The sequence below is a fragment of the Streptomyces sp. NPDC093109 genome, assembly GCF_040701725.1.
In the GTDB taxonomy this organism is placed as follows: domain Bacteria; phylum Actinomycetota; class Actinomycetes; order Streptomycetales; family Streptomycetaceae; genus Streptomyces.
In genome coordinates this window covers 239,888-257,294 of the sequence record NZ_JBFBEZ010000003.1, presented here as the reverse complement: position 1 = coordinate 257,294, position 17,407 = coordinate 239,888, and the positions used below count along the sequence as shown (strand labels likewise).

Here is a 17,407-nt window from a genome sequence, read left to right as displayed (position 1 = left end):
CGGCGTACTCCACGGCCTCTTTCCCGCCCTACTGGGCGCCCGGCCGCACCAGGCCGCTCTCGTACGCGTACACCGCCGCCTGCACCCGGTCACGCAGGCTCAGCTTCGTCAGCACATGGCCCACATGCGTCTTGACCGTCGTCTCGCTGACGAACAGATCCGCCGCGATCTCCGCGTTCGACAGCCCGCGCGCCACCAGCTTCAGCACCTCGACCTCACGGTCGGTCAGCGTGTGCAGCGTGTCAGGCAGCGGCTCCTCGCCCGACGGCAGATGATCCGCGTACTTGTCCAGCAGCCGGCGCGTGACGCTCGGCGCGAGCATCGCCTCGCCCGCCGCGACCACCCGGATGGCCTGCACCAGCTCATTGGCCGGCGCGTCCTTCAGCAGGAACCCGCTGGCGCCCGCGCGCAGCGCCTCCACCACGTACTCGTCCAGATCGAACGTCGTCAGCACCAGCACCTTCGCCGGACCGTCCCGGCCGGGACCGGTGATCCGGCGCGTCGCCTCCACCCCGTCCATCCGCGGCATACGGATGTCCATCAGCACCACATCGGGCTGGAGCGCGCGGACCTGGTCGATGGCCTGGAGGCCGTCCCCGGCCTCGCCGACGACCGCGATGTCCTGCTCCGCCTCCAGGATCATCCGGAATCCGGTGCGCAGCAGCGGCTGGTCGTCGACCAGTAGGACGCGGACAGTCACGAGGGATCTCCTTCGGATAGACCGGTCCCATTCTGCCCTGCCGCGTCCGGGCGCCTACACGCCCTCCGGCACCGCCGCCTCCGCCCCTTCGCGTGCGTCCCCGGCCGTCCTCGGGGGCACCACGGTCAGCGGATACACCGGAGGTGTCCCGCCGAACTCCGGACACACCGCCTGATGATCGCACCAGCCGCAGAGCTTCGTACGCCGCGGCTGCCAGTCACCCGTCACGGTCGCCCGCTCGATCGCCTCCCACAGCGCCAGCAGCTTCCGCTCCACCCGCTCCAGGTCCGCCTCCACCGGGTCGTACGTGACCACCTCGCCACTGCCCAGATACACCAGCTGGAGCCGGCGCGGCAGCACGCCCTTGAGGCGCCGCACCACCAGCGCGTAGAACGTCATCTGGAACCGCGCGCTCTCCGCGTACTCCGGACGGGGGGCCTTGCCCGTCTTGTAGTCCACGATCCGCACCTCACCGGTCGGCGCCACATCGACCCGGTCGATCACCCCGCGCAGCCGCAGCCCCGAATCCAGCTCCGCCTCCAGGAACAGCTCGCGCTCCGCCGGTTCGAGCCGGGTGGGATCCTCCAGCGAGAACCACCGCTCCACCAGCCGCTCCGCCTCCGTCAGCCAGCGCGCCAGCCGCTCACCCGCCGGATCCGACGCGAACAGCTCCGCCAGCTCAGGGCGGGCCTCCAGCAGCCGGTCCCACTGCCCGGGCACCAGCGCCCGGGCCCGCGACGGCGTCCGCTCGGCGGCCGGCGCGTCGAAGAGCCGCTCCAGCACCGCGTGCACCAGCGTGCCGCGCGTCGCCGCCTCGCTCGGCTTCTCCGGCAACTTGTCGATCACCCGGAACCGGTACAGCAGCGGGCACTGCATGAAGTCGTTCGCACGCGACGGCGACAGCGAGGAGGGCGGCAGGCTCGTACTCATGACGCAGACCCTACGACCCGACACTGACAGCGATCCGCATACCATCGACTACAGAGCCTCTCGCACTGCATGATCGAGCGAGCGACCCTGCCGACGAAGGGAACCCGTGAAAGAGGACGACGAGAGCGGCGCGAGCAAGCTGCCGCGGCCCGGCAAGGGGGACTCGGGTCCCGGCGGAAAGCCGCCGCGCCGTGAAGACCCCGGCGGTGGCATCCTCATGGGCCGCCCCTTCGGGGTGCCGGTCTACGTCGCCCCCAGCTGGTTCGTGGTGGCCGCGCTCATCACCTGGATCTTCGGCGGCCAGCTCGACCGGGTCCTGCCCGAACTGGGCAATCTCCGCTACCTCGTGGCGCTCTTCTTCGCGGTCGCCTTCTACGCCTCCGTACTCGTCCACGAGCTGGCCCACACCGTCGCCGCCCTGCGCTTCAAACTGCCGGTGCGCCGCATCCAGCTCCAGTTCTTCGGCGGCGTCTCCGAGATCGAGAAGGAGACCGAGACCCCCGGCCGCGAATTCATCCTCGCGTTCGTCGGCCCGCTCCTCTCCCTGGTCCTCTCCGGGGTCTTCTACCTCTGTCTGCTGACCGTCGAGCCCCGCACCGTCCCCGGTGTCCTCCTCGCCGGACTGATGGTCTCCAACCTCATCGTGGCGGTCTTCAACCTGCTGCCCGGCCTCCCGCTGGACGGCGGCCGGATGCTCCGCGCCGTCGTCTGGAAGATCACCGGCAAGCCCATGAGCGGCACCATCGCCGCCGCCTGGGTCGGCAGGGCGCTCGCCGTCACCGTCCTCATCGGCCTCCCGCTGCTCACCCGCACGGGCGCACTCGGCACCTCCACCCGGGACGTCAGCGGCATGGAGACCGTCACCGACGCGCTCCTGGCCGCCATCCTCGCCGCCATCATCTGGACCGGCGCAGGCAACAGCCTGCGCATGGCCCGGCTCCGCGAGCACCTCCCCGAACTCCAGGCCCGCGCCCTCACCCGGCGCGCAGTCCCCGTCGAGTCCAGCACCCCGCTCTCCGAGGCCCTCCGCCGTGCCAACGAGGCCGGCGCCCGCGCGCTGGTCGTCGTCGACGGCCACGGCGACCCCAGGGCCCTGGTCCGCGAGTCGGCGATCGTCGGCGTCCCGCAGCACCGCCGCCCCTGGGTCGCCGTCAGCGGCCTCGCCCAGGACCTCACCGACGGCATGAAGGTCCCCGCCGACCTCGCCGGCGAGGCCCTCCTGGAACGCCTCAGGGCCAGCCCCGCCACCGAGTACCTCGTACTGGAGGAGACGGGCGAGATCTACGGCGTCCTCTCCACGGCCGACGTCGAGCGCGCCTTCGTATCGGCGATGGCCCGCCCTCAGTAGCCTGAGCACGGCGAAGAGCCTTCCGAAAGAGCGGCTAAGCTGACCGTATGTCCGAACCGACCGGTGCCGCCCGACGTCGCGGCCCCTTCAAGGTCGGGGACCAGGTCCAGCTCACCGACCCCAAGGGACGCCACTACACCTTCACGCTCGAAGCCGGGAAGAACTTCCACACCCACAAAGGGTCCTTCCCGCACGACGAGCTGATCGGTGCTCCCGAGGGCAGTGTTGTCCGTACCACGGGAAACGTCGCCTACCTCGCGCTGCGCCCCCTGCTCCCCGACTACGTCCTGTCCATGCCCCGCGGCGCCGCCGTCGTCTACCCGAAGGACGCCGGCCAGATCCTGGCCTTCGCCGACATCTTCCCGGGCGCCCGCGTCGTCGAGGCCGGAGTGGGCTCCGGCTCGCTCAGCAGCTTCCTGCTGCGCGGCATCGGCGACCAGGGGATGCTGCACTCCTACGAACGCCGCCAGGACTTCGCCGACATCGCCCGGCAGAACGTCGAACGCTACTTCGGCGAGCCCCACCCCGCCTGGGAACTGACGGTCGGTGACCTCCAGGACAACCTGTCGGACACGGACGTCGACCGCGTCATCCTCGACATGCTCGCCCCCTGGGAGTGCATCGAGGCCGTCTCCAAGGCGCTGGTCCCCGGCGGCATCCTCTGCGCCTACGTGGCCACCACCACCCAGCTCTCCCGCACGGTCGAGACCATCCGGGAGTTCGGCACCTTCAACGAGCCGGCCGCCTGGGAGTCCATGGTCCGCAACTGGCACGTCGAAGGGCTCGCCGTGCGCCCGGACCACCGGATGATCGGGCACACCGGCTTCCTGGTGACCGCCCGCCGGCTCGCCGACGGCGTCGAACCCCCGCTGCGCCGCCGCCGCCCCTCCAAGGGCTCCTACGGCGACGACTACGAGGGCCCCGGCAGCGCCAGCGGCGGCGCCGCCCGCTGACACCGTCAACGCTGCCCGGCCGCCGCCGAGTTCCCGTCCCGTACGGAGGAACTCGGCGGCGGCCTCTTTACGTTGGCCCTGGACCGGTCGGCCGTACGGACCCCACGGTTCCGCGCCCGTGTGACATGTGGCACGATGCTGTCTCCTCCCACCCTCACAGGAGACGCTCCGCGTGCAGATCCCCGACGCCCCGGACCACGCGCACGCCCGGCCCCGGCCCGTCCACTGGCTCGCCACGGCCGCCGCACTGTCCGTTGTCGTCGGCCTCGCCGGTATCTCCACGCCCGGCGCCGCCACGGCCATCGCCACCCCGCCAGGCGAACCCTCGGTGAAGAGCGCGGGCACCACCGCCCCGGCCACCCCGGAGCCCCCCGACCCGGCGGCGGTGGACTTCCCGCTGGAGTGCGACGGGGCGGACACCGTCATCGTCCAGCGGGCCTACGGCGACCTCGACGGCGACGGCGTCCCCGAGACCGTCGTCGTGGTCCGCTGCCGGGCCGGTGCCGGCACCCCGCCCAGCGGCGTCTACGTCCTCACCGGAGCGGGCGGCGAGCCCAGGATCGTGGCGACCCTCGTGGACCCCGCGGACCGGCGCAGCATCGCCCCCGGGCTCGCCGTACGCGACCGGGCGGTCCTGGCCACCCTGCTCGGCTACTCGGGGCCCGACGTGCCGTCCTGCTGCCCCGACGAGGCGGAGCGGACCTCCTGGACCTGGCGCGACGGCGCGTTCGTCCGGGGCCCGCAGCCGGTCGCCCGGGGTATGTGACCGATCACTGCGCGTCGGGCCCGTACACCTCGACCCGGTCCGCGACGCGCCGCACATGGATGCAGTCGCCCGGGCACTCCTTGGCCGAATCCACCACATCGCTCAGCAGCGGCAGCGGTACCCGGGTGGTCGCGCCGGGGGACTGGAGCAGCTCGTCGTCCGCGCTCTTCACATAGGCCAGCCCGTCGATGTCCAGCTCGAACACCTCGGGGGCGTACTGGGCACAGATGCCGTCCCCGGTGCAGAGATCCTGGTCGATCCAGACCTCCAGCGGCTCACCGGTCCCGGTGACACCTTCGGTCGGAGCCTCCTGCTGCACGGTCATCTCTCCTGCCGTTTTCTGCGCCGGGCGACGCGTTCTGAGGTAAGTCGCGCCAGCCCTGACGGGTGTTGAACAGTTCGACGATACAACCGGCCGCTTTCCGACGCCCTCGGGTGGGTATTCCCTCCGCTGTAGGGAGAGGGCGCAAGGGTGAAGATCGGTCATACCCCGACAGTGTTTCTGATCTAGGGGTTTCAATCATCACCCACCCAGGTAGGGTCAGGAAGCGTCCAGCTCCCCTTGGAGGAGGTGAGGACCGTGGCAGCCCACGACGACGACATCAACCGCGGCATCCGGCCCGGGCGGGGGTCCGAAGACCCAGCCGGCCAGGTTGCCTATCTCGAGCAGGAAATCGCCGTCCTGCGACGTAAGCTCGCCGACTCTCCGCGGCACACGAGAATTCTCGAAGAGCGGATCGTCGAGTTGCAGACCAATCTGGCGGGCGTGTCCGCGCAGAACGAGCGGCTCGCCAATACACTCCGCGAGGCCCGCGACCAGATCGTGGCACTCAAGGAGGAGGTCGACCGGCTCGCACAGCCGCCGGCCGGTTTCGGAGTCTTCCTCCAGACCAACGAGGACGGCACGGCCGACATCTTCACCGGGGGCCGCAAGCTCCGGGTGAACGTCAGCCCCGGCGTCGAAGTGGAGGATCTCCGGCGCGGCCAGGAGGTCATGCTCAACGAGGCGCTCAACGTGGTCGAGGCCATGGCGTACGAGCGTGCCGGGGACATCGTCACCCTCAAGGAGATCCTTGAGGACGGCGAGCGCGCCCTGGTCGTCGGGCACACCGACGAGGAACGGGTGGTGCGGCTCGCCGAGCCGCTGCTGGACATCACCATCCGCCCGGGCGACGCCCTGCTGCTCGAACCGCGCTCCGGCTATGTCTACGAAGTGATCCCCAAGAGCGAGGTCGAGGAGCTGGTCCTCGAAGAGGTCCCCGACGTCGACTACGACAAGATCGGCGGCCTCGGCGGCCAGATCGAGATGATCCGCGACGCCGTCGAGCTCCCGTACCTCCACCCCGACCTCTTCAAGGAACACGAACTCCGACCGCCGAAGGGCATCCTGCTCTACGGCCCCCCCGGCTGCGGCAAGACACTGATCGCCAAGGCCGTGGCCAACTCGCTCGCCAAAAAGGTCGCGGAGGTGACCGGCCGGCCCGCGGGGAAGAGCTACTTCCTCAACATCAAGGGCCCCGAGCTGCTCAACAAGTACGTCGGCGAGACCGAGCGCCACATCCGCCTGGTCTTCCAGCGGGCCCGCGAGAAGGCCAGCGAGGGCACCCCCGTCATCGTCTTCTTCGACGAGATGGAATCCCTCTTCCGCACCCGTGGTTCCGGCGTCAGCTCGGACGTGGAGAACACCATCGTCCCCCAGCTGCTCGCCGAGATCGACGGTGTGGAGGGCCTGGAGAACGTCATCGTCATCGGCGCCTCCAACCGCGAGGACATGATCGACCCCGCGATCCTGCGCCCCGGCCGCCTCGATGTGAAGATCAAGATCGAGCGCCCGGACGCCGAGGCCGCGAAGGACATCTTCGCGAAATACCTCACGCCCACCCTGCCGCTGCACGTGGACGACGTCTCCGAGCACAAGGGCTCGAAGGAAGCCGCCGCGCACGGAATGATCCAGTCCGTCGTGGAGCAGATGTACGCGGAGTCCGAGGAGAACCGCTTCCTGGAGGTCACCTACGCCAATGGTGACAAGGAAGTCCTCTATTTCAAGGACTTCAACTCCGGCGCGATGATCCAGAACATTGTCGACCGGGCCAAGAAGATGGCCATCAAGGCATTCCTCGACCACAATCAGAAGGGTCTGCGGGTCTCCCATCTCCTCCAGGCGTGCGTGGACGAGTTCAAGGAGAACGAGGACCTGCCGAACACCACCAACCCCGACGACTGGGCCCGTATCTCCGGCAAGAAGGGCGAGCGGATCGTCTTCATCCGCACCCTGGTGACCGGAAAGCAGGGCGCGGACACCGGGCGCTCCATCGACACGGTGGCGAACACCGGTCAGTACCTGTAGAGCGCGGACCGGCTGCGGATGTCCGAAGGGCGTCCGCAGCCGGTTGCTTTCCCCGCACCCGCACCTGGACCTGCTACCCGCACCGTCCACCACACCAGGCCAATGACGGAAATGATCTGCCCGCCGGCGCAGAGGCGTTCTAGTCTCTTTCGTACCGCGGCGTCGCGGAGCGCCGCCGGGCAAGGAGGGCCGCATGACCGTACGGCGAGTAATGGGCATCGAGACGGAGTACGGCATCTCCGTCCCGGGACACCCGAACGCCAATGCCATGCTCACCTCGTCCCAGATCGTCAACGCGTACGCGGCGGCGATGCACCGGGCGCGCCGCGCCCGCTGGGACTTCGAGGAGGAGAACCCGCTGCGGGACGCCCGCGGGTTCGACCTCGCCCGCGAGACCGCCGACTCCAGCCAGCTCACCGACGAGGACATCGGCCTGGCCAATGTGATCCTCACGAACGGCGCGCGGCTCTACGTCGACCACGCCCATCCGGAGTACAGCTCCCCCGAGATCACCAACCCGCGTGACGCCGTCCTCTGGGACAAGGCCGGCGAACGCATCATGGCCGAGGCGGCCGAGCGGGCGGCTCGGATCCCCGGCGCCCAGCCCATCCATCTGTACAAGAACAACACCGACAACAAGGGCGCGTCCTACGGCACCCACGAGAACTATCTGATGAAGCGGGAGACCCCCTTCTCGGACATCGTGCGCCATCTGACGCCGTTCTTCGTCTCCCGGCAGGTCGTCACGGGCGCGGGCCGCGTGGGCATCGGCCAGGACGGCCGCGAGCACGGCTTCCAGATCAGCCAGCGCGCGGACTACTTCGAGGTCGAGGTCGGGCTGGAGACGACCCTCAAGCGGCCGATCATCAACACCCGCGACGAGCCGCACTCGGACGCGGAGAAGTACCGCCGGCTCCATGTGATCATCGGCGACGCGAATCTCTCGGAGATCTCCACCTATCTCAAGCTCGGTACGACCGCGCTCGTGCTCTCCATGATCGAGGACGGCTTCATCAACGTCGACCTCGCCGTGGACCAGCCGGTCCGTACCCTGCACCAGGTCTCGCACGACCCCACGCTCGGCCGGCTGGTCACGCTGCGCAGCGGCAGGACACTCACCGCGGTCCAGCTCCAGATGGAGTACTACGAGCTGGCCAGGAAGTATGTCGAGGAGCGGTACGGGGCCGACGCCGACGAGCAGACCAAGGACGTCCTGGCCCGCTGGGAGGACACGCTCAACCGGCTGGAGAACGATCCGATGAGCCTGTCGGGCGAGCTGGACTGGATCGCCAAGCGGGAGCTGCTGGAGGGCTACCGGCGCCGCGACAGCCTGGACTGGGACGCCTCCCGGCTGCACCTCGTGGACCTCCAGTACGCGGACGTACGCCCCGACAAGGGCCTCTACAACCGGCTGGCGGCCCGCGGCAGGATGCGGCGGCTGCTGGACGACCGGGACGTCGACCGGGCCAGGACCAGCCCTCCGGAGGACACCCGGGCGTACTTCCGTGGGCGCTGTCTGGAGCAGTACGCGGACGATGTGGCCGCCGCGTCGTGGGACTCGGTCATCTTCGACCTCCCGGGCCGTGACTCGCTCCAGCGGGTCCCCACCCTGGAGCCGCTGCGCGGCACCAGGAACCACGTCAAGGAGCTGCTGGACCGCTGCCGCACGGCGGAGGAGCTGGTCCGGGTCCTTTCCGGAGGCTGAAACGGTCCCGGGGTGGGAATGATCGAAGTGGTCCCCGGACGTTGTCCCGGATGAGGCAAGTACGGGGCCGATGTCCGACCCTCCTTGTAGGGTCGGATCTTGAAGGTCACATCGAGCGGGGCGAACCGAGCGGGGTGAGGGTTATGGCGGCCAAGGACACCGACGGCGGACAGCAGCGGGCCACACGTTCCACGGAGCAGACCGAGGAGCAGGCGCAGGAGGCGCAGGCGTCCGAGGACCTCAAGGAGCGCCAGGAGAAGCTGACGGACGACGTGGACTCCGTCCTGGACGAGATCGACGACGTCCTGGAGGAGAACGCCGAGGAGTTCGTCCGCGGATTCGTACAAAAGGGCGGACAGTAGTCGCGGATGTGAACGGGCGCCGGTGGTGCGGGCAGCGCGGCGGGGGAGCCGCGCGATCCCGCCCGGCCGCTCCCGCCGTTCATGTGGATCACCGCCATGAGACGGGTAGGGTCCGTGGCGTACTGTGCTTCAACTGCAATTCGGCCATCGGCAAGTTGGGAGACGATCCCGACACCCTGCGTCGGGCCGTCGCTTACCTGGAGGGAAACGCGTGGAAGCCAACACTCGTAGCACCGGGCGTCTACCAGCTGCCTTCCTGACGCCCGGCTCGTCCTCGTTCATGGACTTCCTGTCCCACCACTCGCCGGACATGCTGCCGGGCAAGCGCTCGCTGCCGCCTCTTCAGGGGGCGATCGAGGCGCCGCACGGCACCACGATCGTCGCCGTGACGTTCCCCGGCGGCGTGGTGCTCGCCGGAGACCGGCGCGCGACCATGGGGAACATGATCGCGCAGCGCGACATCGAGAAGGTCTTCCCGGCCGACGAGTACTCGGCCGTGGGGATCGCCGGCACCGCCGGGCTCGCCGTGGAGATGGTCAAGCTCTTCCAGCTGGAGCTGGAGCACTTCGAGAAGGTCGAAGGGGCGCAGCTCTCACTGGAGGGCAAGGCCAACCGGCTCTCCACGATGATCCGTTCGAATCTCGCGATGGCCATGCAGGGCCTGGCCGTCGTCCCGCTCTTCGCGGGCTGGGACGTGGACCGCGAGCGGGGCCGTATCTTCTCGTACGACGTGACGGGCGGGCGCTCCGAGGAGCTGGGCTACGCGTCCACCGGGTCGGGCTCGATCTTCGCCCGTGGCGCGATGAAGAAGCTCTACCACGAGGAGCTGACGGAGCAGCAGGCCACCACCCTGGTCATCCAGGCGCTGTACGACGCGGCGGACGACGACTCGGCGACCGGTGGCCCGGATGTGGCCCGCAGGATCTATCCGATCGTCACCGTCATCACCGAGGACGGCTTCCGCCGGCTGACCGACGACGAGTCCTCCGAGATCGCCCGCGCGATCCTTGAGCGCCGGCTGACCCAGCCCGACGGTCCGCGCGCCGCGCTGCTCTGATGAACCAGAACCTGCCACCGACAGAAAGGGACGGATAGCCGGTGTCGACGCCGTTCTATGTCTCACCCCAGCAGGCCATGGCCGACCGGGCGGAATACGCCCGCAAGGGCATCGCCCGCGGTCGCAGCCTGGTCGTGCTCCAGTACGCCGACGGCATCGTCTTCGTCGGCGAGAACCCGTCCCGCGCGCTGCACAAGTTCAGCGAGATCTACGACCGGATCGGCTTCGCCGCCGCCGGCAAGTACAACGAGTACGAGAATCTCCGCATCGGCGGCGTCCGCTACGCCGATCTGCGCGGATACACCTACGACCGTGACGATGTGACGGCCCGTGGGCTGGCCAACGTCTACGCCCAGACGCTCGGGACCATCTTCTCCAGCGCCGCCGAGAAGCCGTACGAGGTGGAGCTGGTCGTCGCCGAGGTGGGCGCCACGGCGGACGGTGACCAGATCTACCGGCTGCCGCACGACGGTTCGATCGTGGACGAGCACGGCTCGGTCGCGGTGGGCGGCAGCTCGGAGCAGATCAGCACCTATCTCGACCAGCGTCACCGGGACGGGATGTCGCTGGCCGAGGCGCTGAAGCTGGCGGTCCAGGCGCTGTCCCGGGACACCAACGGCGGCGAGCGGGAGATCCCCGCGGAGCGGCTCGAAGTGGCCGTGCTGGACCGTACGCGACCGCAGCAGCGGAAGTTCAAGCGGATCGTCGGCCGGCAGCTCGCCCGGCTGCTGGAGGCGGACGGCGCCGCCTCGACGCCGACGGACGCGCCTTCGGACACGGAGGAGCCGGACGGTACGGAGGGTACGGAGGGTACGGAGAGCGCTCCGAGCACGGAAGCGTAGCCGCGGCCGGTCCTCGGACCAACCGTGCCGATCGCGCCCCCGGTCCGCTCACGCGGGCGCCGGGGGCGCTGTCGATTCGCGGACGACGAGGGAGACCGGCAGGTCACCGGTCTCCGGGCGGCGGCCGTCCAGGACGGTGAGCAGCGCCGTCATACCGCGCTCGCCGACCTGTTCGGCGGGCAGCCGTACGGTGGTCAGCTCCGGTTCGAGCGCCGTCGCCAGCGTCAGATCGTCGAAGCCGGTGACGGAGATGTCCTCCGGGACGCGCAGCCCGAGGCGGCGTACGGCCTTGCAGGCGCCCGCCGCGAGGATGTCGTCGTCGCAGATCAGCGCGGTGGGGCGGGGGCCCGGCGCGGCCAGGGCGTGCTCCACCGCCTGGCGCGCGGCACCGGTGTCCAGGAGCGCGGAGGCGGTCCTCACGGTCGCGCCGGGCACCCCCCGTACCGTCTCGGCGAGCGCGCGGGCCCGTACGTCGAAGGTCCAGGAGGCGACGGCGGAGGCAAGGTGGAGCAGCCGCCGGTGGCCGAGGCCCAGCAGATGCTCCGTCACCTGCCGCATGCCGTCGGCGATGTCGAGATTCACCCGGGCGGCGGCGCCGGGCGCCGCGGGGTCGCTGTCGAGCATGACGAGCGGCAGATCCGTGCCGTCCGCGCCGCTGATCGCGTCGAGGGCGTCCGTCGCCATGGAGGAGGCGATCACCCCGTCGAGCGCGGTCCGTGCCGAGGCGAACGGATCCCTGGCGGGTCCGGTGCCGGCGGGGGAGGGGTAGAGGACCACGCCGAAGCCGTGCGCTGCGGCGACCTCGGCCGCGCCCGTGTAGACGCGGGCGAAGAACTCGTTGGTGAGGGCGGGGACGACCAGCAGCGCCGTCCGGGTGGTGCCGAGCCGGAGGCTGCGGGCGGCGAGGTTGGGGCGGTAGCCGAGGGCGTGTGCCGCGTCCCGCACCAGGCCGGCGGTCCGTTCGGAGACCCGGCCCGGCCACTTGCCGCCGAGGACGAGGGAGACCGTCGCCTGGGACACCCCCACCGCGCGGGCGACGTCCCTGCTGGTGGGCCGGGCGGGCTGCTCTGTCATGGCTGGCGTGCTCCGTCGTGCGGCGGGAATCGCGGTGGACCCGGGAACTGGGCTCATGGTACGTATGACCCTGACGTTATACGTAAAACCTCGCCCGGTGCCGAACCGCCGGGAGAACGACGGAGAGGGCGGGACATGGCCGCGCGACCCACCGGGTACGCAGACATCCTCAAGGCGCCGTACGCCGCGCGCCTGCTGACCGGCACGCTCGTGGGGCGGCTGCCGAGCGCCACGGCCCCGATCGCGATCGTCCTGTTCGTCCGGGCGGGCGGCGGCAGCTACAGCCTGGCCGGGGCGCTGGCGGCGGTCTACGGCATCGCCACGGCGGTCGGCCAGCCACTGCTCGGCCGGGCCGTGGACCTCTACGGCCAGCCCCGGGTGCAGCTGCCCGCCGCCGTGGTCTCCGCCCTGGGGATGGTGCTGCTCGTCCTCGCCGGCGCGGACTCCCCGGCACTCGCCTACCCGGCCGTCGCCGTCGCCGGGGTGTTCACCCCGCCGCTGGAGGGCGGGCTGCGGGCGCTGTGGCCCAGCGTCCTCGGCGGTGAGGAGCGGGTGCACCGGGCGTACGCCATGGACGCCGTGGCGCAGGAGGTCATGTTCACGGTCGGCCCGCTGCTGGTCACCCTGCTGGTCTCGCTCCGCTCCCCGGCCGCCGCGCTGCTCGTCATCAACGCCATAGGCGTGCTCGGCGCGCTCTCCGTCGTCCTGTCCCGGCCGTCCCGGCAGTGGCGCTCGGCGCCCCGCGAGGCGCACTGGCTGGGCGCCCTGCGCTCGCCCGGACTGCTCGTACTGCTCGGCGCGTTCCTCTTCATCGGGGTGGCCCTCGGCTCGATCACCGTGGCGGGCCTCGCGTACGCCGACGACCGGGGCCGCGAGGCGGTGTACGGCTGGCTGATGGCGGCCCTCGGGCTCGGCGCGCTGGTCGGCGGGCTGGGGTACGGGGCCAGGCAGTGGGCCGGTGCGCCCGAACGGCGGCTGCGGGCCATCGTCGCGCTCCTCGCGCTCTGCTACCTGCCGCTGATGATCGCCCCGGGCATCCTCGCGATGAACGGGCTGTTCGCGCTCGCCGGAGTCTTCCTGGCGCCCGCCATCGCCTGCGCGTTCATCGTGGTCGACCGGCACGCCCCGCGCGGCACCGTCACCGAGGCGTTCTCCTGGCTCGTGACGACCTTCGGCGTCGGCACGGCGCTCGGCACGGCCGTCGCGGGACCCGCCGTGGAGCTGGGCGGTACGGTGGCGGGCTTCGCCGTCGCCGGGGGCGGCGGGGCCGCCGCGCTGCTGGTCCTGCTGGCCACTCAGCGGGTCCTCGTGGCTCCCGCGGGACCGGCCGATGCCACCATCCGGACGGAAAATGATCCAAGCGGTGCGGCCCAACCCGGTTTCAGCTCCGGTCATCAGGCGTAATGTTCAGACATGGACCGCCGCATTTTCGGGCTGGAGAACGAGTACGGCGTCACGTGCACGTTCAGGGGACAGCGCCGACTGTCACCTGACGAAGTGGCGCGCTACCTCTTCCGCCGTGTTGTGTCATGGGGCCGCAGCAGCAATGTCTTCCTGCGGAACGGCGCCCGCCTCTACCTCGACGTGGGTTCGCATCCGGAATACGCGACTCCCGAATGCGACAACGTGACCGAACTGGTCACGCACGACAAAGCGGGCGAGCGCATTCTCGAAGGATTGCTCGTCGACGCCGAACGCCGCCTGCACGAGGAGGGAATCGCGGGCGACGTCTATCTCTTCAAGAACAACACCGACTCGGCGGGAAACTCCTACGGCTGCCACGAGAACTACCTCGTCGCCCGCCACGGGGAGTTCTCCCGGCTCGCGGACATTCTCATCCCCTTCCTCGTCACCCGGCAGCTCATCTGCGGCGCGGGCAAGGTGCTCCAGACCCCGCGCGGAGCCGTCTTCTGCGCCAGCCAGCGCGCCGAGCACATCTGGGAGGGGGTCAGCTCCGCCACCACCCGCTCCCGTCCGATCATCAACACCCGGGACGAGCCGCACGCCGACGCGGAGCGCTACCGGCGGCTCCATGTCATCGTCGGCGACTCGAACATGTCCGAGACGACCATGCTGCTCAAGGTCGGCGCCACCGATCTCGTGCTGCGCATGATCGAGGCGGGCACGGTGATGCGCGATCTGACCCTGGAGAACCCCATCCGGGCGATCCGCGAGGTCAGCCACGATCTCACCGGACAGCGCAAGGTGCGCCTGGCGAGCGGCCGGGAGGCCTCCGCCCTGGAGATCCAGCGCGAGTACTACGAGAAGGCCGTGGATTTCGTGGAGCGCCGCGGAATCCGTACCGGCACGGTCGAACAGGTCCTGGAGCTGTGGGGCCGCACGCTCGACGCGATCGAGGCGGAGGATCTCGACCGTATCTCCACCGAGATCGACTGGGTCATGAAATACCGGCTCATCGAGCGGTACCGGGCCAAGCACAATCTGACCATGTCGCATCCGAGGGTCGCTCAGATAGACCTCGCCTACCACGACATTCACCGCCGTCGTGGTCTCTACTACCTGCTGGAGAAGCGCGGCCAGGCCGCGCGGATCTGCAATGACATGAAGATCTTCGAGGGTAAATCGGTGCCCCCGCAGACCACCAGGGCGCGGCTGCGCGGCGATTTCATCCGCCGTGCCCAGGAACAGCGCAGGGACTTCACGGTCGACTGGGTGCATCTGAAGCTCAATGACCAGGCGCAGCGCACGGTGCTCTGCAAAGACCCGTTCCGTTCTGTGGACGAACGGGTGGAAAAGCTCATCGCCGGTATGTGAGCCGGAGCCGACTCCGTCGGCGTAATGCGTGTCACGGGCCCCGTACATATCGCGTACGGGGCCCGTGGCACGCCCTAGAGTGGGCGCCTACCGTGCCGTCTGAGATCTGAGGAACACGTGCGCCGACTTGCCGGCCTCATCATCGTCCCCGCGCTGCTGCTGACCGCGGCCTGCGGTGGCGACGGAGGCTCCGACTCCACCACCCCGTCCAAGAACGGTCTCCCCGCGATCAGCGAGGGTGCCAAGTTCGGACAGAAGCCGACCCTGGACAAGGGGGAGGGCACACCGCCGAAGGCGCTGAAGGTTGATGTCCTGAGCCAGGGTGACGGCGCGAAGGTCGTCAAGGGCGACGCCATCCAGGTCAACTACCTCGGGCAGAGCTGGGATTCCGACAAGCCGTTCGACAACAGCTTCGACCGTAAGCAGCCGCTCGATCTGACGGTCGGTGCCGGCATGGTCATCAAGGGCTGGGACCAGGGTCTCGAGGGCCAGAAGGTCGGCAGCCGGGTCGAGCTGGGGATCCCGCCGGACCTCGGGTACGGCGCCCAGGGGCAGGGCGACATCAAGCCCAATGCCACGCTGGTCTTCGTCGTGGACATTCTGAAGGCGACCCAGGTGCCGAAGTCCGCCGCCGGCTCCGCGGTGCCGCAGGACGACAAGGCGCTGCCGGTGGTGGGGACGAACGACGACGGCAAGGAGCCGACGGTCACGATCCCGAAGGGCGACCCGCCGAAGAAGCTGGTCTCGAACTATGTGCTGGAGAGCAAGGGCGAGGTCGTCAAGGACTCGGACACCGTCGTGCTGAACTACGCGGCGTACCTCTGGAAGGGCGCCAAGCAGTTCGACTCCACGTACAAGACGGGCCGTACGACGACGTTCCCGCTGCCGCAGCTCACGCTCAAGGGCCTCAAGTCGGGCATCGTCGGCAAGAAGCTGGGCAGCAGGATTCTGGTCGTGATCCCGCCGGACCAGGCCTTCGGTGACCAGGAGCAGCAGGGCATCCCGAAGAACTCCACGCTGGTGTTCGCCGTGGACATCCTGGCGAAGGTGTAACACTGTCCCGGTTGTCCGTTCATCATTCAGAGGGAGCAGTTCAGTGAGCATCGAGAAGCCCGAGGTCGACTTCCCGGGTGGCGAGCCGCCGGCCGATCTCCAGATCCGTGACATCTGGGAGGGCGACGGCGCGGAGGCCAAGGCCGGCGCCAACGTCAAGGTGCACTACGTGGGTGTGGCCTTCTCCAGCGGCGAGGAGTTCGACTCCTCCTGGAACCGCGGCGCCCCGCTGCCGTTCAGGCTCGGCGCCGGTCAGGTCATCCCGGGCTGGGACCAGGGCGTGCAGGGCATGAAGGTCGGCGGCCGGCGTGAGCTGATCATCCCCGCGCACCTCGCGTACGGGGAGCGCGGCCAGGGCCCCATCGCGCCCAATGAGACGCTGATCTTCGTCTGCGACCTCGTCTCCGTCTGATCCGTACCGGAGACACGAGGGTCCATGCCGTCCGGCATGGACCCTCGGCTTTTGCCGCGAGACCCGGGGACGGTACGGTCAGCGGGCGGAGCTCCACGATCAAAGGGGTGCGAGACGTCGATGGCCATTGCCAAGGCCGAGCGACTGATGAATCTGGCGCTGTGTCTCCTCGGGACCAGACGCCCGCTCAGCAAACGTGAGTTGCGCGGCTCCATCGAGGCGTATCTCGAAGCCGGCAACGACGACTCGTTCAACCGCATGTTCGAACGAGACAAGGACGATCTGCGCGAACTCGGCCTGGTCATCGAGACGGTGGAGAGCCTCGACGGCGATGTCGGCTATCTGGCCCGGCGCGACAGCAACCGGCTCCCGCCCATCACCCTCGACGCCGAGGAGGCCGCCGCGCTGGGGCTGGCCGCCAAGGTGTGGCAGCAGGCCCGGCTCGCGGGCGCGGCGAGCGGCGCGCTGCAGAAGCTGCGCGCCGCCGGGATGCCGGAGGCACAGGACGCGTACGAGGCGCACCACGGCGCCCTCGAACCGCGGATCCCCGTCCACGAGGCCGCCTTCGAACCGCTGATGCTGGCCTGCCGCGACCGCCGGCCCGTGGTCTTCGACTACCGCAAGGCCAACTCCGCCAGCCCCGAGCAGCGCCAGGTGGAACCGTGGACGCTGGAGTGCTGGCGCGGCCACTGGTATCTGGCCGGCTGGGACCGCGACCGGGGCGCCGAACGCGTCTTCCGGCTCTCCCGCATCACCGGCCGGGTCCGCTCGCGCACCGGGGCCTTCGGCGCGCCCGTACCGGACGTGGTCACCGTCCGGGAGACCGTGGAGAGCTGGGCGGGCGAGACGGCGACCCGCTCGGCGCTGATCAGGCTGCGTACCGGCTGCGGCTATCCGCTGCGTGCCAGGGCCGTGTCGTCGCGCGAACTGGGCGACGGCTGGGACGAGCTGGAGATCCCGTACGGTCACGGCCTCGACGCCTGGCTGGTGGAGTTCGGCCCTGACGTGCTCGTGCTGGAGCCCGCGGATCTGCGGGCCGATGTCCTGGAGCGGCTGCGCGCCGTGGCCCGGGGCTGAGGGGGA

17 protein-coding genes and 1 pseudogene are annotated in these 17,407 nt (G+C 69.8%); 14 read left to right on the top strand and 4 right to left on the bottom strand.

Annotated features, from left to right (window positions below; all coding sequences use genetic code 11):
• Positions 1-28 precede the first annotated feature (28 nt).
• Positions 29-700, bottom strand: a complete 672-nt coding sequence (locus tag AB0389_RS05505) for a response regulator transcription factor (protein ID WP_366393995.1) — start codon at positions 698-700, stop codon at positions 29-31.
• Between the two features lie 54 nt (positions 701-754).
• Positions 755-1,675 carry a PD-(D/E)XK nuclease family protein gene (locus tag AB0389_RS05500; protein WP_366393994.1) on the bottom strand — a complete coding sequence of 307 codons (921 nt, stop codon included), beginning with the start codon at positions 1,673-1,675 and terminating at the stop codon, positions 755-757.
• 61 nt (positions 1,676-1,736) lie between these two features.
• On the opposite strand from AB0389_RS05500, the gene AB0389_RS05495 reads away from it, so the two are divergent.
• The 3 genes from AB0389_RS05495 (at position 1,737) to AB0389_RS05485 (ending at position 4,697) form a co-directional block, all read left to right on the top strand.
• Positions 1,737-2,978 carry a site-2 protease family protein gene (locus AB0389_RS05495; RefSeq protein WP_366393993.1) on the top strand — a complete coding sequence of 414 codons (1,242 nt, stop codon included), beginning with the start codon at positions 1,737-1,739 and terminating at the stop codon, positions 2,976-2,978.
• A 47-nt stretch (positions 2,979-3,025) separates the two neighbouring features.
• Positions 3,026-3,931, top strand: a complete 906-nt coding sequence (locus AB0389_RS05490; protein ID WP_366393992.1) for a tRNA (adenine-N1)-methyltransferase — start codon at positions 3,026-3,028, stop codon at positions 3,929-3,931.
• 172 nt (positions 3,932-4,103) lie between these two features.
• On the top strand, positions 4,104-4,697 hold the full coding sequence (locus tag AB0389_RS05485) for a hypothetical protein (RefSeq protein WP_366393991.1): 594 nt from the start codon (positions 4,104-4,106) through the stop codon (positions 4,695-4,697).
• Between the two features lie 4 nt (positions 4,698-4,701).
• Here AB0389_RS05485 and AB0389_RS05480 read toward each other — a convergent pair whose 3' ends face one another.
• A complete protein-coding gene (locus AB0389_RS05480; RefSeq protein WP_366393990.1) occupies positions 4,702-5,022 on the bottom strand; it encodes a ferredoxin in 321 nt (106 codons plus the stop codon).
• A 255-nt stretch (positions 5,023-5,277) separates the two neighbouring features.
• On the opposite strand from AB0389_RS05480, the gene arc reads away from it, so the two are divergent.
• The 6 genes and pseudogenes from arc to prcA all read left to right on the top strand — a co-directional run bounded on the left by arc (position 5,278) and on the right by prcA (position 11,010).
• Positions 5,278-7,044, top strand: coding sequence for a proteasome ATPase (gene arc / locus AB0389_RS05475; protein WP_114658381.1), 1,767 nt, complete (start codon positions 5,278-5,280; stop codon positions 7,042-7,044).
• Between the two features lie 193 nt (positions 7,045-7,237).
• On the top strand, positions 7,238-8,749 hold the full coding sequence (gene dop / locus AB0389_RS05470; RefSeq protein ID WP_366393989.1) for a depupylase/deamidase Dop: 1,512 nt from the start codon (positions 7,238-7,240) through the stop codon (positions 8,747-8,749).
• Between the two features lie 143 nt (positions 8,750-8,892).
• The gene (locus AB0389_RS05465; protein WP_366393988.1) at positions 8,893-9,111 is read left to right on the top strand and encodes a ubiquitin-like protein Pup; all 219 of its coding nucleotides are present in this window, start codon (positions 8,893-8,895) and stop codon (positions 9,109-9,111) included.
• Positions 9,112-9,176: 65 nt separating this feature from the next.
• Positions 9,177-9,371 (top strand): annotated as a pseudogene (locus AB0389_RS05460) (endonuclease VII domain-containing protein); the annotation flags it as partial.
• The gene (gene prcB / locus AB0389_RS05455; RefSeq protein WP_366393987.1) at positions 9,323-10,168 is read left to right on the top strand and encodes a proteasome subunit beta; all 846 of its coding nucleotides are present in this window, start codon (positions 9,323-9,325) and stop codon (positions 10,166-10,168) included. The pseudogene AB0389_RS05460 and the gene prcB, both read left to right, overlap by 49 nt.
• Before the next feature lie 41 nt (positions 10,169-10,209).
• Positions 10,210-11,010, top strand: coding sequence for a proteasome subunit alpha (gene prcA / locus AB0389_RS05450; RefSeq protein WP_366393986.1), 801 nt, complete (start codon positions 10,210-10,212; stop codon positions 11,008-11,010).
• Between the two features lie 48 nt (positions 11,011-11,058).
• Here the strand turns inward: prcA and AB0389_RS05445 are convergent, their stop codons facing one another.
• The gene (locus AB0389_RS05445; RefSeq protein ID WP_366393985.1) at positions 11,059-12,084 is read right to left on the bottom strand and encodes a LacI family DNA-binding transcriptional regulator; all 1,026 of its coding nucleotides are present in this window, start codon (positions 12,082-12,084) and stop codon (positions 11,059-11,061) included.
• Positions 12,085-12,219: 135 nt separating this feature from the next.
• On the opposite strand from AB0389_RS05445, the gene AB0389_RS05440 reads away from it, so the two are divergent.
• From AB0389_RS05440 to AB0389_RS05420, 5 genes are all read left to right on the top strand, one after another.
• Positions 12,220-13,488 carry an MFS transporter gene (locus AB0389_RS05440; protein WP_366393984.1) on the top strand — a complete coding sequence of 423 codons (1,269 nt, stop codon included), beginning with the start codon at positions 12,220-12,222 and terminating at the stop codon, positions 13,486-13,488.
• A gap of 9 nt (positions 13,489-13,497) precedes the next feature.
• On the top strand, positions 13,498-14,859 hold the full coding sequence (pafA, locus tag AB0389_RS05435) for a Pup--protein ligase (RefSeq protein WP_366393983.1): 1,362 nt from the start codon (positions 13,498-13,500) through the stop codon (positions 14,857-14,859).
• Positions 14,860-14,976: 117 nt separating this feature from the next.
• On the top strand, positions 14,977-15,912 hold the full coding sequence (locus AB0389_RS05430) for an FKBP-type peptidyl-prolyl cis-trans isomerase (RefSeq protein WP_366393982.1): 936 nt from the start codon (positions 14,977-14,979) through the stop codon (positions 15,910-15,912).
• Positions 15,913-15,955: 43 nt separating this feature from the next.
• Positions 15,956-16,324 (top strand): FKBP-type peptidyl-prolyl cis-trans isomerase, encoded by a 369-nt coding sequence (locus AB0389_RS05425; RefSeq protein WP_366393981.1) that lies wholly within the window; start codon positions 15,956-15,958, stop codon positions 16,322-16,324.
• Positions 16,325-16,444: 120 nt separating this feature from the next.
• Positions 16,445-17,401 carry a WYL domain-containing protein gene (locus AB0389_RS05420; protein ID WP_366393980.1) on the top strand — a complete coding sequence of 319 codons (957 nt, stop codon included), beginning with the start codon at positions 16,445-16,447 and terminating at the stop codon, positions 17,399-17,401.
• Positions 17,402-17,407: the final 6 nt, after the last annotated feature.

Bases quoted from the DNA above. Each gene is read 5' to 3' on its own strand.
- AB0389_RS05500 (WP_366393994.1), bottom strand. From the start codon at position 1,675: ATGGTATGCGGATCGCTGTCAGTGTCGGGTCGTAGGGTCTGCGTCATG.
- AB0389_RS05490 (WP_366393992.1), top strand. From the start codon at position 3,026: ATGTCCGAACCGACCGGTGCCGCCCGACGTCGCGGCCCCTTCAAGGTC.
- AB0389_RS05480 (WP_366393990.1), bottom strand. From the start codon at position 5,022: ATGACCGTGCAGCAGGAGGCTCCGACCGAAGGTGTCACCGGGACCGGT.
- dop (WP_366393989.1), top strand. From the start codon at position 7,238: ATGACCGTACGGCGAGTAATGGGCATCGAGACGGAGTACGGCATCTCC.
- AB0389_RS05465 (WP_366393988.1), top strand. From the start codon at position 8,893: ATGGCGGCCAAGGACACCGACGGCGGACAGCAGCGGGCCACACGTTCC.
- AB0389_RS05445 (WP_366393985.1), bottom strand. From the start codon at position 12,084: ATGACAGAGCAGCCCGCCCGGCCCACCAGCAGGGACGTCGCCCGCGCG.
- AB0389_RS05440 (WP_366393984.1), top strand. From the start codon at position 12,220: ATGGCCGCGCGACCCACCGGGTACGCAGACATCCTCAAGGCGCCGTAC.
- pafA (WP_366393983.1), top strand. From the start codon at position 13,498: ATGGACCGCCGCATTTTCGGGCTGGAGAACGAGTACGGCGTCACGTGC.
- AB0389_RS05420 (WP_366393980.1), top strand. From the start codon at position 16,445: ATGGCCATTGCCAAGGCCGAGCGACTGATGAATCTGGCGCTGTGTCTC.